Below are 17,363 nucleotides of genomic sequence, written 5' to 3' on the forward strand. Positions count from 1 at the left end.
TTTTTGCAAAATAGTTTTGTCAAGTTTAAAAAACACTTATATTTGCATCCGCATTTGCGACTGGTGCCTTAGCTCAGTTGGTAGAGCAAAGGACTGAAAATCCTTGTGTCCCTGGTTCGATTCCTGGAGGCACCACCAGAAAAACCCGATCAAATTTGATCGGGTTTTTTGTTTTGTATTAAATGCCTCTTTTTTATTTATATAAAAACATTCATTTACATTATTTAATATTAATTGCACTTTGCATTCAATACATATCCTAAAGTAATAATATTTAAAAGCGCTATTGATTCTTCTTTCTATTAATAGAATGTTAGAATCGTTTTTTACTTACTATTCCTTTCTTCCCTTTTTTATTTTAAAAAAAATCATTCAAATACGGAAATCCACAATTATTTGAAAAACATCTTACATATATTGCGACAATAAAAAGTAAGTTAAAGATTACTATTTAATACGAAATTAAACACTTAGGTATAGAATTATAGCTCCCCAAGCTGACTGTTTTGCAAACAATACGTAATTTATGAAATATATTTTTAAAACTTTTTCATCCTTACCGTCACGATCCTATTATTGGCTCGATGTCAGGAAATAGATGATCAATATCCTCAAATCCCAAAGGAAGTAGAACTTCATATCAAAATGATCAAAGGAGAACATTTAAGAGTTTCTGATACTCATATTTTCCAAAAACTACAAAATATCTCAAGAAACAGTGCAAATCAAAAATCTGAAAATACCAATAATGATTTTACTCTTATTCTGGATAATATACAGATCATAACTAAAAATTCATACACACAGTATACTGTTCTCGCCGATCACATAGAATCAGAAGAAAATTTAGTAAATTATATTTTACTTACTTTTGATAGTGGTGAAGAACTACAATATTTAGTGAAATACCCGAAAGTATTTTCTGAAAACGGTATGGAACTTGATTATCAACAAGCGACTATGGAGTATATAGACGGTGATATAATTTTTGATTCTAAATCTGGTATTGGTGGAAATCGCCCATGTCTTGATGGTGTTCAAGAGCTTGTAGACAGTTATCAAATATATCAATGCACACAATATGTTTGTAGTGATCGTGGTCATGAAATTGGAGACGATAGCTGTTTATGCGGAATATCTGTAGATTGTACACCTGCTTATGAAGAATGTGGTTGGGTTACTGTTAATGTTTGGGGCTGCACAGGTGGTGCTAGTTCTGGTTCAGGAAATGATGGAACATCTGGAGGTGGCTCACAATCTTCCGATGATACTAATAGTGATGAAGAGGAAGAAGAACCTATTGAGACTATTCCTGTTGGGGATTTTAATACAGCATCAGAATGCACTAAAATAACAAACTTTTTAGCTCAAAATCCAGATTACAAAAACGTATTATTGTATATGAATAATTATTTACATGACGCAAAGGAACGCTCATATAGTAAATTCCAAGAAACAGACACCATTACTGAGTCGATAGCTCCATCTTCTAATGCAGCGGTTAGAATGTTACTTTTACCAGGAAAAACTTATGAAGCTTTTGCTCATGTTCATTATGAAACACCTAATACAACAGCACAAGACACATACTCAATTTTCTCTATGGAAGATTTAGAAGGAATTGCAAAAATTTTAAATGCGAATTTAGCAACTGATAACTTTGTAACTTTTCTAGCGTCAGGAAAAGAACAACCAGCTTTTTACGCAATGACTATTACTGATAAAGATAAATTTTTAAAGTTCTTTCACTATAAATTAAATGAAAACAATATTCCATTAACTCAAGAAGAAATAAATAAATTTATAGACTCTAAAAAGTTATATCAAAAACTTAAAGATGAATATTACGACGCAGATGATGCAGTGATAAAAAAAGACAACACTGATAATACAGCGGTATTGGAAGCTTTTTTAAAAATGTTTAATGAAGCTGATATAGGAGCTTCAGTTTTTAAATCAGACTCTAGCTATAGTAATTTTACAAACGTAACATATGACCCAACAACACAAAATGGGATTAAAGAAACACCATGTAATTAATACGATATATCATGAAAAAAATAATTTTAATTATAACTTTAATATTAAACACGAGTTGCATTCTTCTTAGCGCTCAAACTACTGCAACAACCAATATTAATACTCCGTTTGTTGGCACATGGCAGTGGCAAAATGGCAATCAAACTTTTCAAGTTGAACTTTTTTTGAATGAAAATGGCAGAATAAGAGGTCATTTTACAATGCTAGAAACAAATTCGAATGGACTACAAATCATAGTATATAAATCTAATAGAGATATAGGTTTTGGTCATACTTTTGGATCTGTAATATACGGTAGTAGCGATGGAACAATTTTATACGCAGGAATTGATGATAATACTGTGCCTAACCCAAATAATTACCCAGGACTTTCTGGAAAACTAAAAATGGAGATAATTACTACAGGAAACTGCATTGGATGTTCTACTACTGCTACGTGGAAAGTAAAAGAACAGCAAGAAGGTCGCTTTGAAGGAGATAATAGGACATTAAACATTCCAACTGATATAATCCTTACTAAAGTAAACTAACTGTTTACTCAACGAATAGGAACATTCACGCAATGATATTTTTTGACTTGTTGTTTTTCTTTTAGATTTATCTATACACATATAAACAATGAAAAAGTTAATTCTAATAATTATAGCACTTACCTTATCGACAGTTCTTACTTCTATAAAAGCGCAAACAACCGCTCCCACTCAAAGCATCAATACACCGTTTCTAGGTACATGGGAATGGCAAAATGAGAATAGAATTTTTCGTGTTTTTCTATTCGCTCAGAATCAAACAATTAAAGGTCATTTCGAAATGGTTCAGATCAATAATGGCTCAGAAACTATTATCTACAAATCCAACAAACCATATAATTCACAAACACCTCAATCTTGGCATCCAGTAATTTCTGGCGGACATGATGGAAAAGATTTTGACGGTCGCATCATGGATAATTCTTTGGATTATGAAGCTCCTGAATGGGATGGATATACTTTGTGGCATGCCCAATTACGCATGAAAATTCTACAAACAGCAAATTGTATTGGTTGCGCAACGACTGCCTCATGGAAAGTCGCTTATTTTGATTTAACGCCTAACAATAAACTACCATTGAATATTCCAACAGATATCATTTTAACGAAAGTTCAATAAAGCAACACTAAATAAAGATTAATAAAACTTTTATACAATACAAAGATCCATCAAATATTTGATAGATCTTTGTATTCTTGATGTCAACAATTTCAATATTGTCAACTATTTTTTTTTGACTTGTATTATTCCTTAATCAACTTTACAGTTTTTGATCCTGCTGCTGCAGTGATTTTTGCAAAGTAAATTCCTGTTTGTAAACTAGACATATCAATTGTAGTCAAGTTTGACACTTGGTTTAATACACGTTGTCCGTTGATATTAGTTACCTCAATAGCTTCAACATCTGAAACTCCTGTAATAGTAGCTACATTTTTCACTGGGTTAGGAAATACGTTTACTCCTGTTAATTCAACTTCTTCTGTACTTAATGTCATAAAGTCAAAACCTGATCCTGTTACAGCTGATGCATTTGGATCTACAACATTTACGAATTGAGCCATTCCATTATCAACCATATCAGCTTGCATAAATGACTTTAAAGGCGTTACTGTATTTGCTAATGCAGAATTGTTTTCTAATATGTACATTATTCCTGATGTTGGAGCTCCATTAACAGTAAATGTATATACAATAGAATTTGTTCCTGCTGAAGGTGGAGTTAATGATGCTGGACTACCTAAAGTTTCCGTAACTAAGTATCCATCTAAAGTAGGTTGTGCAACATTAGTTCCATCAAAGAAAGTAGCACTTGCTGCATTTCCTAAAGAAGTTGCTGATCCAGTATCAATTGTTACTCCATCTGGTAAAATAATTGTAAACCCGTAACTCTGTACAGATGTTGCAAAGTTGTTTGAACTTGCATTAGGTACTGCTGAAACAGAAAAGCTATAACCATTGTTGTGCTCTAATGTGTAGGTATAGCCATCTTGCGCGTTTGCTTTGTTTCCAAATAATGCAAAGGTTGCGCATAATAGTAAAATTAAAGTAGTTTTTTTCATTTCGATTTGTTTAGGTATTGTTTTAATTTTCTGGTAATTGTTCAATAATAGCAAATGTACTAAAATTAAGAAAATTTCCGGGGTGTGAGAGCACATTTTGTAAAATAAATGGGGTATCAGGCATTGTTCCCGTATATTGAGTGTTCCCATCCATATTAACATCATGCATATTATACCCAGAAATTGTATATGTTGGGAAGTTTAAAAAGTTTCCCGGATCATTTAATACTTCCGATAAAATACTTGGCGTATCTGGCGTAGTCCCTGAATACTGCACAATGGTATCAGCATTTACATTTCCTGTCCACATGGCCACAATATTGTTAGGCATTCCGAAAACAGTTTGTGCATTGCTTCCAAAAGTGATTTGATTGTTACTGTTTGTAAAGTCTACAATTTCTACAGTGCTTGATAATGCTACCGTAGCTGCTGTCATGATTGCCAAGTGATTTCTATGCTTTACAACCACATAATAGTTTCCTTCAGGAATATTAAACTTTAAATCAGACATTCCATCAACACCTACAACACCTCCATCGCGTTGTAGTAAAGCTGATTGACTTGCGATTACAGTGGTATTTGTCATTGCGTCTCGTAATTCTACAAAAACCCAATCAACTATAGCGTTGTTTCCTGTTTCTGCTAATACGCCACTTTGTATCATTAATCCATCACCATACGGAGATGTTGACGGAATATAACTTCCAACACGCAAATCATCGCGCATTAAATTTTCTTCTCCTACATTCGGATCTAAAAGTGCTCCTTGAAGAAAAACTATTGGATTTACTTCAATTCCTAATTTGATTCCTCCTTGTTGAAAACCTTGTGTTAGCGTGGTTGTTCCGTCTGTAATTGTTGTTACAACGAGTTCTCCCACTGTAAAATCAAGTGTTGTAGTTCCATTGGAAATTGTATTTCCCCCTGAGGCGACTACTTGCCGCTCGATACTTTGCGCATGTATAGACATGGTGAAAAGTATACATACTAAGAGTAATTGATGTATTATTTTCATATTTCTTGTTGTTTATTAATAAGACACTAATTTTATATAACACCCTATTTTATTTTTAAATTAATTTTGCGGAAGCTGCTCTATTATTTGATAGGTACTAAAATTCAAGAAGTTACCAGGATGCGCTAATACGTTTTCTAAAATTAAAGGCGTATCTGGTGTGGTTCCTGAATATTGTGTGCTTCCGTCCATATTTACATCATTTACATTGTATCCAACCACTACAAATGTAGGGAAGTTTAAAAAGTTATTAGGATCATTCAATACTAATGATAAGATGCTTGGCGAATCAGGTGTGGTTCCTGAGTATTGAACGATGGTATCTCCATTTACATTTCCTGACCACATTGCTTCAATTCCATTAGGCATACCAAAAGTAGTCTGAGGATTGCTTCCATCCACGGTTGTTGTGCTATTTGCAAAGTTTAAATTTCTAGGCGCTTTCATCATTTTTAGAGGAGTCATATTCATAATTCCTAAATGATTTCTATGCTTCACTACTACATGATAATCTCCTATGGTCGCTGTTAGCATTTTTACAGGTGAAACACCATCAACATCAACAATATGTCCGTTACGTTGTATGAGTGCAGATCGAGAACCAATCACAGAAGCGGTATTGCTGGCATCTCTTAATTCTAGCCATACCCAATCTACAATAGCCGTAGCTCCTGTAGTATTGAAAACGCTAGCATCACAGGTTAATGCATCTGCATAAGGACTTGTGGCTGGGATAAGTGCTTCTACTCTTAAATCGTCTCGCATAAGTCTTTCTTCACCTGTATTTGGATTCAAAATTGCTCCTTGCAGATATACCACTGGTAGTAGATCTATTTCACAACCAGATCCGCCATCGGTAATATTCCAGCTATTCGTTGTCATTAATTCTGTTCTTTCTGCATCAGCTAAACAATATAAACTTGCGCCACCATGAAAATTAATTCCTTGTGGTATTGCAGATTCTCCTTGTTTTAAATTTGCCCATCCAATTAAGATATCATCATAATTTTCTAGCGAAATAGTAACTCCGTTAAACATATTACTCATGTTGGTTGCATTGCTAATATTCCATCTACCCAATGATTGATCAAATGATGAGGCATCTCTAAACATATTTCGGAAATCGGTTACATTGCCAACATTCCAATCATCTAAATTCCCTGTATTTGAAATTCCACTAGCTCTAAACATATGTCGCACATCGGTAACATTTGATAAATCGGGAATTCCTGCATCATCAGAAACGGTAAGATTTGTACAGCCATAAAAAGCACGCAACATACTTTGCCATTGAATATTTCCCCATTTATCTATAGCCATAATTTTGTCTTTATCTCCTGAATTATTAAAATACATTGCAGGAAAAGTTCCTTGAATGTTTATTGTATACGTTCCAGCAGCACCAAAGTCGTGCGTCGCATCTCCTGTAAAAGGAGTTGTTTCATTTACATCTAAAAAATCGCCATCACCATTCCAATCCACTTGATAGTTATAAGAATGGTTTCCTGTATCTGTTGGGATTGTTATTGTGGTATCTCCAGCTGTAACCGTCCATGTTGTTGTAAAGTTAGCACAGTTACCATTAGGGAAATAAGTATTGATAATTAAATCTATCTGAGCAACTATTTGTGCATGATAGTTTTGAGAATCCCAATTCGCAAAAGCATTATTTACTTCTGTAGTTGATCCGCCTATAGCAAAGTCTAGCGCATTTTTCCATGATTCAAATTCTGCTTGCGTTTGTGGCACTTGGCTTCGATAGTACATCAAACGATTATAAATTTCACAACCTTCTGGATATGAAGCTAAGTTTGTTACTTGCTCTGGTGTTGCTTGCATGCCCCAAAAGTGGAATAAAGGTGTTAGATTTTTATTATTTCCTGCGGCGGCAGCTCCTATATATTCGTCCATAGTTTTGTAACGAAAGTAATTTGTATCGGCTCCACTTGCCCAAAGATTATAAAACTCTTTATGAATGTTTCCTACACTTTCAAAACCGTACATTGCAAACATATCGTACCAATAACCAGCTCCTCGCTTTTGATAATCGTATTGACCTTTGTCCATGACAGCGTTTGTTCTAAACTGATCTGTAATCATCCATTGCATTGCTGCTAAATCTCTGTTAAGCAGACCGCCGTATTCATTATTAGTCATTGCACGATCAAAATCTTCATCAATTGTATATAAAAATGCAAAAGATGTCAATTGTGTAAACGCTTCACGGTAGGCAACCGGTGTAGGCAGCCATAATGTATGTCCCATTTCATGGAAAGTAACTCTCCAATGGGCTTCAAGATAATTATCATCAAATATTCGCAATGGACTCCATTGTGCCGATGGTGCATCAGTATCATATCCGTTCACATGAATAGGTTTCGGGTATCCATAACTACCGTTTCCTGAACTACAATCTGTATGAATATATTCTGCACGAGGTCTTTCCATAGGTCTCCCAGCAACTACACTCGCCAAATCTTGCATCTTATCCCATTTCTTCATAATATCAGTGATGTCTGTTTGACCAATGATACTCGTTGGAACGGTAAACATCCATTTGTCCGTCTCTATATCTGCCCAAGGCACATAATTATTATTTACATCGGTCACCCATTCGCTTACGTTTTGAGGTTGCCCAGAAACCATTCTGAAATAAGGTGCTTTTACGGCGCCATCAATGGTTACAGTATTCCAGCCTAGGTTTAAGTTTGTAGGAATTCTAAAATATAAGGCACCTCCAAAAGGGTTTGCAATTTCTGTAGTTGTACTTGTGATTTCTACTCGCTTTACAATATTTTTAAAACGTTGCAAGCTTGAAACAAGCACCTCATCTTGATGCGAACCTGAGATAACTTCAATATTTTGACCTACCATTGACGGAGGAACAGTAATTGTTACCAATTCACCCGGAGCTGCGTAGTATCCTGTAGGTCTAATAACTCCATCTTCTTGATCTATTAAAAACATACCAGGATCTAAGATATAACTTCCATTGATTGCTACCTGACCGTTAGAAACTCTTGGTGCGCTTGCACTTACAGGTCCGGGAAATGCTTCATGTGCTTCAAATGAAACACCTGCTACATTGGCCATATTCCCAGGCACAAATGAGCTGTTAAATATATCTTGCTGTAAATAGTAGGTGACTCTTTCAAAATTATTTAGTAGGTTTAAATCATACGTAATAGCTCTGTTGTTAAACAGTGGCGGGTTGTTATTTTCAAAAGCTGCTAAATACGCATCAATGTCTGTTTTAGCATTTGCATAACTCTGAATATGGTTGAATAATACATCTTGCGTATAGCCATCTATTTGTCCTTGGGTAAGTACTATATTTCCAAGAATATGGTCTGTGAGCTCTTGCAATGCCGTTTGAAGCACAGGAATGTCACCAGTTCTTGCAGGAACATGTGCTTGGAGATTGTCTATGATTAAAGAACCAGCATTATTAGGGGCACTATAGGCATTGTGATAATTCCATCCCCAACCTATAGAGTGTGCTGAGTTTTGAATTCCGGTTTTTAATCCTTCTACATTAAAATTATCTGGAAAAGTTCCTGAATTATAGATGTCGTTAAAGCGTATATTCCAGGTTTCTAAATCATAATTCATCTTGAATGCAAGCTTAATTTCTTCGTTTATATTCAATTCTCCTGTACTTATGTATTGTGATCTAGCAGCTTCCCAGTTACCATCTGAGTAGTTTAGCCAGACATCAAATTTCCCTGGTGCAGCTGATTTTCTCAGTGTAATCATAAAACCAGGACTTGCTTCGGTTCCTCCTTGCTTCATTGTAAAAAGAGGTTTACCTCCTTGTAATGGTCCAGTGTAAGTATACCGAAAATCAATTTCAATTTCAAAAGAAGCATCACTTGTAAATAGTATCTTTAAATTCGGATCTGGAACAAAAGCTTCATTATAATCTACCTCTAATCCCTGACCTCCAGAAGGTGTTGAAAAGTAGGTTGGTAATTCAGTAGGAGTATCTATATCTCCAAATATTCCTGTAGTTCCTGAAATAGGATCGTCAAGATTACCTTCGAAAGAATAATTGACAACTTGTGCATTGATAGCACAATGAAAGCTCAAAATTGTAAGTAAAAGTATTTTTTTTAATAGGTTTTTGGGGTAGTTTTTTTGCATAATTAGGTAAGGTTAAAATCAATATGAATAAAATTGTTGTTATACCTATGACCTATTTTTGGATGTACACCCTATTTTTTGTTGAAATAAAATAGGGTGCACTTTTTCTAACTAGTCTTATAAAACTTATGGTAGTTGTTCTTGAATTTGATACGTACTAAAGTTTAAGAAGTTTCCAGGATGCGCTAATACATTTTGTAGAACGAAAGGTGTATCTGGCGTTGTTCCTGAATACTGTGTGCTTCCATCCATATTTACATCATTCATATTGTATCCGACTACTACAAATGTTGGGAAGTTTAAGAAGTTTCCAGGATCATTTAATACATTTGATAAAATCCCTGGCACATCAGGTGTTGTTCCTGAATATTGAATTGCCATATCGCCATTTGCATTTCCGCTCCACATTCCCACAATATTAGCTGGCATACCAAAGGTAGTTTGCGCATTGGTTCCAAAAGTGATTTGATTGTTACTGTTGGTGAAATCCACTATTTCTGTCATTTCTGATAATGCAACGGTAGCTGCTGTCATAATTCCTAAGTGATTTCTGTGTTTTATGAGCACATAATACATATCGGGAGATGCTTGAGAGATCGTTACAGGAGAAATTCCATCTACAGCACTTACTACGTCACCATCGCGTTGTAATAAGGCTGATGTTCCTTTTATGACGATGGTATTATCCGTTGCATCACGTAATTCAACCCAAATCCAATCGACAATAGCATCATTTCCTGTAACATCAAATACTGTACTTATTGTTGTTGCACTATCGCTGTACGGACTTGTTAATGGAAGTAAGCTATTACTTCGTAAATCATCTCGCATTAGCGTTTCTTCTCCCATAGTAGGATTTAAAGCAGCTCCTTGCAAGAATACTTTTGGAGATACCAACACAATTGAGCAGAAATCATTTGTATCTGTGATGGTTACAGTTGCTGTTTTTTCTGTAACATTTCCATTGGTATCAGTAGCCGTGAGCGTTACTGTATTTTCTCCTATATTAGAACAGTCAAAAGTGGTTTGCGAAGCTACAAAAGTGTCTACGCCGCATGAATCTGTAACTTCTCCTGTTACTGGCACAAAAGCAACCACTTCATTTGAAGCTGACCATTGAGCTGCATTACGTCCTGGAACAATAATGGCTGCTGTTCCGTCTATATTTTCAAGACCTTGAGTTTTATTATAGCCTAAATCTGGAATATTAGCTGCATGAATTTCAATACGATTGGTTCCTTCAAAGAGTTTCACTTGTGTCGTAGTTGCGTCTGTATTATCAATATAATCAATATGTAATACGGTATCAAAATCCATAATTAAAATACGGTTTGGTGCCGTACCAATAGTTTCGTAACGAATAGTTCCGCCTGACTCTGGATCATAATCATCCCAATCGAAAGCAATTAAATTATTTGGTTCATTAGTATCTGGTAACAATTGCCCTTCATAGAATCCGTTATCATTTATAGCTGTAAAAGTGATAAAACCGTTCGATGAAATGTGAAAATTGTTGTAAAGATTGCCATAAAATGCAAATTCAAACCCAATTGGCAATGCAAAAGAAACTTCATCATCTTCCAATATGACTTCTGTACCTGTAGTTGAGATATCTTCTCTGTTGAATGTTCCTGTTTGATCTACAGTGTAGTCATTTGCTAATAGGTCTAGCCCTAAAAAATCTTCCGCTGTTAGCGAAACAGCTCCATCCGTCGTAATATCAAGTGTTATATTTTGTGTCTCGAAAGCAGGCCCGTCGTTATCTACTACAGTGACATCATAACTACAAGAAACGGTACCACCTGTATTGTCTAAAGTATCATACGCAAATGTTGTGGTGGTTCCTACAGCTAAAAATGTACCGCTTGGTGGTCCTGCAGTAATGTTACTCGCACAAGGATAATTATACGTAACACCACAAGCATCTGGTTCGGCTTGTAAAGTTAAATTCCCAGGACATGGTGGTATTGTTATCGTTACTGTTGTGGTACAGGTTGTTTCATTACCTTCTGCATCTGATGCTGTTACCGTAACTAAATTGTCTCCAATATCTGCACAAGTAAATACTGTTTTATCTAAGGTAACATTTCCTGTTTGACAATTATCTGTAAAACTCGTTAATAGACTATTCGGATCTAGCGTTACACTTCCTGTTCCATCTAATTCTGCGGTATAAGAAGCTACACATTGTATTACGGGTGGTACTTGATCCTCAAGAATAAAAAACACGCCCGCAGTTGATACATTTCCATTTACATCCGTTACCGTAATAGTTGCTGAATTAAATCCAGTATTACTACAATCAAACGTTGCTGGACTAATCACTGTACTTGCAATACCACAATCGTCTGTAACCGTTGTATTTAATGTCGCTAAGTCTAATATTAACTCCCCATTACCATCTAAACTTATAAACATAAAAGGAGCTGGTGGTGGTGCATTTATTACTGGCGGACTTTCTAGAACAGTGACCGTTACATCAATAACTGTACTGTTATTTTGTTCATCGGTAGCCGTAAGTTGGATCATATTATCTCCAACATTTGCGCAGGTAAAATCTGTTTGACTTAAACTTACGTTTATATTAGCTTCTGCGCTACAATTATCTGTAAAGGTATATCCAAAATCTGCTGGACTTACACTCACGTTTCCTGTGTTGTCTAAAGTAACACTTAATGCTGGTGTTCCTGCAGGAGAAAGGTCTCCACGAACCCAAACACGGTGAATGGTACTTTGACTGTTTATTGGGCTTGCCGCAGTAGGTGTATCATCTACTTCCCAACGATTTCCTAAACCACGAATTCCCCAGTGATTTTGACCACTACGAAAGAATGGAAACTCTGTTAATGCATTGTCACCTTGACTTGCAAAAAAATTCCCTGCTAGTGCAGGAATATTAGCGGTGTGTCCTGTAAGTGTTGTAAAATTAGCAGGATTATTAATTCCTCCAAAAAAACCTATACCTGTTTTGAGATAGTTTAAGGCATTTATGTAAGAGGTTTTAAAGTTAACAATACGTGTATGTCCTGTAGTTTCTCCATAAAATCGTACTTCTTCAAAATCGATAGCTGCTGCTAGTTCATTTCCCATGTGTCCCCAATTGGCAGTTCCTGCTTCATTGTCTCCTAAAGTTGAAGAGCCTAATAAAGGAAGATCGGTATTTCGTACAGTAAGATCTGTGTTGTCTCCAGCCAAATGCACATAATTCAATACCATAAGCCAACCGCCACCATCGGTGTCATTGTCTAAAGCTCCCTGAAAAGTACTTCCATTAAAGTTAAAGTAATAGGTTCCGCTTGGCACACTACCAACTGTTGATAGTAATAAGTTTCTAAACGGGTTTGCCATGGTTCCGTCTCCAGCATTTCCAAATGCAGGTGCTGTTGTGTCTTCTCCGGGTCCGCATTGTGCATAGCCTGAGAAAATGTTTACCATTAAAAAAAGGTAAATGAGTAGATTTTTCTTCATGAGTAGGTAAAATTAAAATCAATATGAATATTCTTTTGTTGTCTATACCTATGACTTATTTTTTCATTTATACCCTATTTTTTATTGAAAAAAAATCTACTTATGTACCCATGATATCTATTGATTGATTTATAATTGGTTTTCTGGTAAAATTGTATTTGCACTCGGTAGTTGCTGAAAATGAGTAAGTTTCTAGAATGCGATGTTTTACTACGATGTTAATCTCCAGCAAGGATATTATGAAACGTTAAAGGTGCTGCTAAGTCATTTGTAATTGCTACTGAAGCAGCGGTAAAGATTTAAAATATAAAAAAGCGTAATTAGTTCTTAACCTTTATAAACTTAAATACATCTTTCCAGTATTTTGAATATTTTATTTGAATTTACGGCAATTGTTCTTGTATTTGATAGGTGCTAAAATTCAAGAAATTGCTAGGATGTGCCAATACATTTTGTATGATATACGGTGTATCAGGAGTTGTTCCTGAATATTGTGTTTTCCCATCTAAGTTTACATCATACGTACTATATCCATTTGCAATGTATGTTGGAAAGTTTAAAAAGTTTTCAGGATCGTTTAGTACTTCAGATAAAATACTTGGCGTATCTGGTATAGTTCCAGAATATTGAATTATGTTATCTCCGTTTACATTTCCACTCCACATTCCAGCTTTTCCAGCAGGCATTCCAAAGGTTGTTTGCGCATTAGAACCGAAAGCATTTTGACTGGCTGCTTCTGTAAAATCGACAATTGTTGGCGCTCCTTCTAAAAATGTAACACTTGTATTGGTCATAATTCCTAAGTGATTACGGTGTTTTATAGCGACATTATAATCTCCTTCTGGAACGACAAAACTGATTGTTGAAATTCCATCTATATTTACAATATCACCATCGCGTTGTAGCAATGCGGATTGACTTTCGATTACCGTTGTATTTGTGGTTTTGTCACGCAATTCTATCCAGACCCAATCCACAATCGCATCATTTCCTATAGTATCAAAAACATCGGTTCTACATATTAATTTATCTACATACGGGCTTTGTGTAGGAATCATATTTTCCACACGAAGATCATCTCTCATTAAAGTTTCTTCTCCAGTATTAGGATTTAAAGCAGCTCCTTGTAAGAACACTTTAGGACTTACTTCGATCGGTTCTTTACCTTCTACTACAAAATCATCAATTACAATCCCTTCTCGGTTTATTATATCATCAGAATGCAATGTCATTCTAAACATGATATTATCTTCCGCAGTAAGATCCATTTCTCCCAAAGCAGCGTTTTCTGTAAAGTCATATCCGTACTGCGTCATCGTTGTGTTTGCTCCAGTCCATTGTGCTCCCGGGCAGCCTGGACAACCATATCCATTACCATCATTATTGCTATTATACCAATTTGGCTGACTATTTACCGTGCCTAAATTTTCCCATGTTTGTCCGCCATCTATTGAATATTGTACATTTGCCCAATCCCAATTTGCTTCTAAGTTATATGCCATTTGAAATGTAAGTACAGGATCAATAATCTGTGTAAAATCGTAACAATTTGATTGTAAACTTGCATTTGCATTTGCAGGATAATTTCCATTTAGATTGGTACCATACACCCGAGTTCCTGTTGCGGCGTTATTTAATGTATTCCCAGAAGGGACGCCTCGTTCCCAAACACCATTTTGAACAATTAAGTCATTCGTAGCATTTTCAAAAGAATTTATCACATTAAAATACCCAGATGTATTTGCGCTAAAGTTTTGTGAAAGGCTATCATTAGCATTATTTTCGTCATTATCTATTGACACCTCAACGTTTAATGTGAAATTTCCAGATCCTACTGAAATTGAAGGCAGATTTATCCTTATTTCTTCATCAGATTGTAACATCCCATCCCATGCATAATTATGAGTTTCGCCTCCTGTAACACCATACATAATATTGATTACACTAATGTCATTTATTCCATTATTTCTAACTTGTAATTGAGGTGAAATATCACCGCAAATTGTTTGTGAAGCATTTGGACTATTTATAGCACGTAAACTGACATCATTTTGAAATGTTTGACAAGCTCCGTTGGGATAATACGTTGCTAATAAATAATCAATTTGAGCTATAATTTGAGCACCTATATTTTGGGCATCATAATTTGTATATATATCATTAATTTCTGCATGATGATACGGGTCTACTTCGGCTAATAAAAGATCTTTCCAAGATGAAAAATCGCTTTGTGTTTGCGGTACTAGATTGCGATAATATACCAAACGATCATAAATTTCGCAACTTTGAGTGTAGGCAGCATAGGTATTAACTTCTCCACTTGTGGGAATCATTCCCCAAAAGTTTAATAAAGGCGTCATGTTTACGTTTATACGTTCTGTAGCTGCTTGCAAATATTCAGCATACGTTACATACGTATCTCCTAATGGAGAACCACCTTCCATGGTCCATTTATCATAGAAAAATTTGTTTAGTTTACCTACATCTTCCCAACTAAATAGAGTAACTATATCAATCCATTTAAGTCCGCCTCGAACTTGATACTTTGCGTGTTCTTCCAACATTTCTGTATTATTCCTAAATTCTGGAGTAATCATCCAAGCAATAGCTCCTGCATCTCTACCAAAAGTTTCGTCCTCTGCATTACGAATAGAACGTTCAAAATCATTTGTAAGCACATAATATGCTGGAATAGAATATAGTTGCACTACAGTCTCCGCATGTCCTCTTGGAATTGGATACAACATATTATGACCTAGTTCATGAAAAATAAATCCTTGGTTGGTTTCTACAAAGTTTTCTTCTAAAATTCGCAATGGACTCCAGTACCTAGATGGTGGTATTTGATCATAGGTGTTTTCATGCATGCGTTTTGGGTATCCCGCAGACCCTACTCCTCCCGTACAATCTACTTGAACATATTCTGAACGAATGGGATCTGATGGTCTTCCCGCTATCATGTGTATGAAATCCATCATTTCATTCCATTTTGACATCACAGCCGTTATATCTATAGTACCTATCATACTCGTAGGAAGTGTAAACATCATGGTATCGGATTCAATGTCTGCCCATTTCACATAATCATTATTCAAATCAGTATTCCATTCACTTACATTTTGCGGTTGCCCAGAAACCATTCTAAAATAAGGAGACTTCACAGCACCATCTATCGTTACAGTTTGCCAATTTCCATTCATACCTTGTGGAATTCTAAAGTATAAAGCTCCACCAAAAGGATTGGCTATTTGTGTTGTGACACTTGTAATAGTTATTGATTTGGAAATGCGCTGAAAGCGTTGCATCCCTAGAATACTTGGCTCTCTTATATGAGCTCCCGAAATAATTTTAACACCTTGATTCACCATATTTGAAGGTACCGTTACAGTTACGAGTTCTCCTGGCGCAGCATAATATCCTGTGGGTCTTAGCACTCCTCTGTGTCCTTCTACAAGTTGTATTCCGGGATCGTTACGATATGTGGTATTTATAGCTACTTGCGCATTATTGCTACGAGGAGCCGTAGTACTCACAGGTCCTGGATAGATGTTTCCTTCCCTGAAACTCATTCCCGCTACATTTTGCATATTACCTGCTACAAATTCATTATCAAAAATATCTTGCATTAAAAAATATGCGATACGATCTTCGTTTGGTAAACTCGCCAATGCCGGAGTTGCTGCTCGATTTATAAATAGCGGATCGTGATTAGCTTCGAATGCTGCTAAATAATTATCTATTTCAATTTTAGAATTTGTATAGTTTTGTTGATGATTAATTATGATAGCATTTGTATATTCATCTTTTTGAGCTTGAGTTAACGTGGTATTTCCTAAAATATGAGCTGTCATTTGTTGCAATGCAGTACTTAATACATTCGCATCACCAGATCTCGCAGGAACATGTAACTGAAACTGATCTATAATCATTGTTCCGTCAAAATTGTAAAAATCCATATCCGAACCATGATTATCTTGCCAGCCAACGTATGCAGGAATATTTTGAAGCGTATTTTTGAAGACATCTATATTAAAGCCTTCAGAAAGATTACCGAAATTATACACATCATTTGCTTTAAAAAACCATGTTCTTTCTTGATAATTTATCTTTAAAGTTATCTTAATCTCTTCATTTGTATTTAAGGGTGAAGTATTCACTCTAAAAAAAATCGATTCATCAAAATTACCATCAGCTATGCCTAAAAATATATTGAATGTTGTTGCGTCTATCTTCAAAGCATTCAGTACTAATCCAGCACTTGCATTGCCCGTAGGTTTTGAGCCATAAATAGGTTTACGTCCATTACCTGTGCCTGTATACGTATAACGGAAATCAATTTCTAGTTCAAACGAATCATTACTAGTTATCGATGAATTAAAGGTATTATCTAACAGCATGTATTCATTCATGGCTAAATTAATTCCTTCTCCTCCGCTAGGCGTAGTTACATAATTAGGTGTATTAGGAAGCTCCGATGAATTTTGCCATATCAAAGAAGTTCCTTGAACATTATTTACAATGTCGTTTACGTTTCCTTCAAATGGGTAATTTATATCTTGCGCACAAACTGAATTGATAACTATCAAAATCATATTTAGCGCCACTAT

8 protein-coding genes and 1 tRNA gene are annotated in these 17,363 nt (G+C 35.5%); 4 read left to right on the forward strand and 5 right to left on the reverse strand.

The window, feature by feature from the left end:
• Positions 1-62 precede the first annotated feature (62 nt).
• From Q0845_RS19905 to Q0845_RS19920, 4 genes are all read left to right on the forward strand, one after another.
• Positions 63-138 (forward strand) — tRNA-Phe (locus Q0845_RS19905).
• Between the two features lie 507 nt (positions 139-645).
• Positions 646-2,040: a hypothetical protein gene (locus tag Q0845_RS19910; protein WP_298516964.1), complete on the forward strand. Its 1,395-nt coding sequence runs from the start codon at positions 646-648 to the stop codon at positions 2,038-2,040.
• An 11-nt stretch (positions 2,041-2,051) separates the two neighbouring features.
• On the forward strand, positions 2,052-2,570 hold the full coding sequence (locus Q0845_RS19915) for a DUF6705 family protein (RefSeq protein ID WP_298516966.1): 519 nt from the start codon (positions 2,052-2,054) through the stop codon (positions 2,568-2,570).
• Positions 2,571-2,658: 88 nt separating this feature from the next.
• Positions 2,659-3,189, forward strand: coding sequence for a DUF6705 family protein (locus tag Q0845_RS19920; protein ID WP_298516968.1), 531 nt, complete (start codon positions 2,659-2,661; stop codon positions 3,187-3,189).
• 125 nt (positions 3,190-3,314) lie between these two features.
• On the opposite strand, the gene Q0845_RS19925 is transcribed toward Q0845_RS19920, so the two are convergent.
• The 5 genes from Q0845_RS19925 to Q0845_RS19945 all read right to left on the reverse strand — a co-directional run bounded on the left by Q0845_RS19925 (position 3,315) and on the right by Q0845_RS19945 (position 17,348).
• Entirely contained in the window at positions 3,315-4,130 is an 816-nt protein-coding gene (locus Q0845_RS19925; RefSeq protein ID WP_298516971.1) for a T9SS type A sorting domain-containing protein, read from the reverse strand.
• Between the two features lie 22 nt (positions 4,131-4,152).
• A complete protein-coding gene (locus tag Q0845_RS19930) occupies positions 4,153-5,145 on the reverse strand; it encodes a hemagglutinin protein (protein ID WP_298516973.1) in 993 nt (330 codons plus the stop codon).
• 60 nt (positions 5,146-5,205) lie between these two features.
• On the reverse strand, positions 5,206-9,288 hold the full coding sequence (locus tag Q0845_RS19935) for a BspA family leucine-rich repeat surface protein (protein ID WP_298516975.1): 4,083 nt from the start codon (positions 9,286-9,288) through the stop codon (positions 5,206-5,208).
• 126 nt (positions 9,289-9,414) lie between these two features.
• The gene (locus Q0845_RS19940) at positions 9,415-12,756 is read right to left on the reverse strand and encodes a hypothetical protein (RefSeq protein WP_298516977.1); all 3,342 of its coding nucleotides are present in this window, start codon (positions 12,754-12,756) and stop codon (positions 9,415-9,417) included.
• Positions 12,757-13,139: 383 nt separating this feature from the next.
• Positions 13,140-17,348, reverse strand: coding sequence for a M60 family peptidase N-terminal accessory domain-containing protein (locus Q0845_RS19945; RefSeq protein ID WP_298516979.1), 4,209 nt, complete (start codon positions 17,346-17,348; stop codon positions 13,140-13,142).
• Positions 17,349-17,363: the final 15 nt, after the last annotated feature.

The organism is uncultured Kordia sp., assembly GCF_947489565.1.
Classification (GTDB): Bacteria; Bacteroidota; Bacteroidia; order Flavobacteriales; family Flavobacteriaceae; genus Kordia.

Bases quoted from the DNA above. Each gene is read 5' to 3' on its own strand.
- Q0845_RS19910 (WP_298516964.1), top strand. From the start codon at position 646: ATGATCAAAGGAGAACATTTAAGAGTTTCTGATACTCATATTTTCCAA.
- Q0845_RS19940 (WP_298516977.1), bottom strand. From the start codon at position 12,756: ATGAAGAAAAATCTACTCATTTACCTTTTTTTAATGGTAAACATTTTC.
- Q0845_RS19945 (WP_298516979.1), bottom strand. From the start codon at position 17,348: ATGATTTTGATAGTTATCAATTCAGTTTGTGCGCAAGATATAAATTAC.
- Q0845_RS19925 (WP_298516971.1), bottom strand. From the start codon at position 4,130: ATGAAAAAAACTACTTTAATTTTACTATTATGCGCAACCTTTGCATTA.
- Q0845_RS19935 (WP_298516975.1), bottom strand. From the start codon at position 9,288: ATGCAAAAAAACTACCCCAAAAACCTATTAAAAAAAATACTTTTACTT.
- Q0845_RS19920 (WP_298516968.1), top strand. From the start codon at position 2,659: ATGAAAAAGTTAATTCTAATAATTATAGCACTTACCTTATCGACAGTT.
- Q0845_RS19915 (WP_298516966.1), top strand. From the start codon at position 2,052: ATGAAAAAAATAATTTTAATTATAACTTTAATATTAAACACGAGTTGC.
- Q0845_RS19930 (WP_298516973.1), bottom strand. From the start codon at position 5,145: ATGAAAATAATACATCAATTACTCTTAGTATGTATACTTTTCACCATG.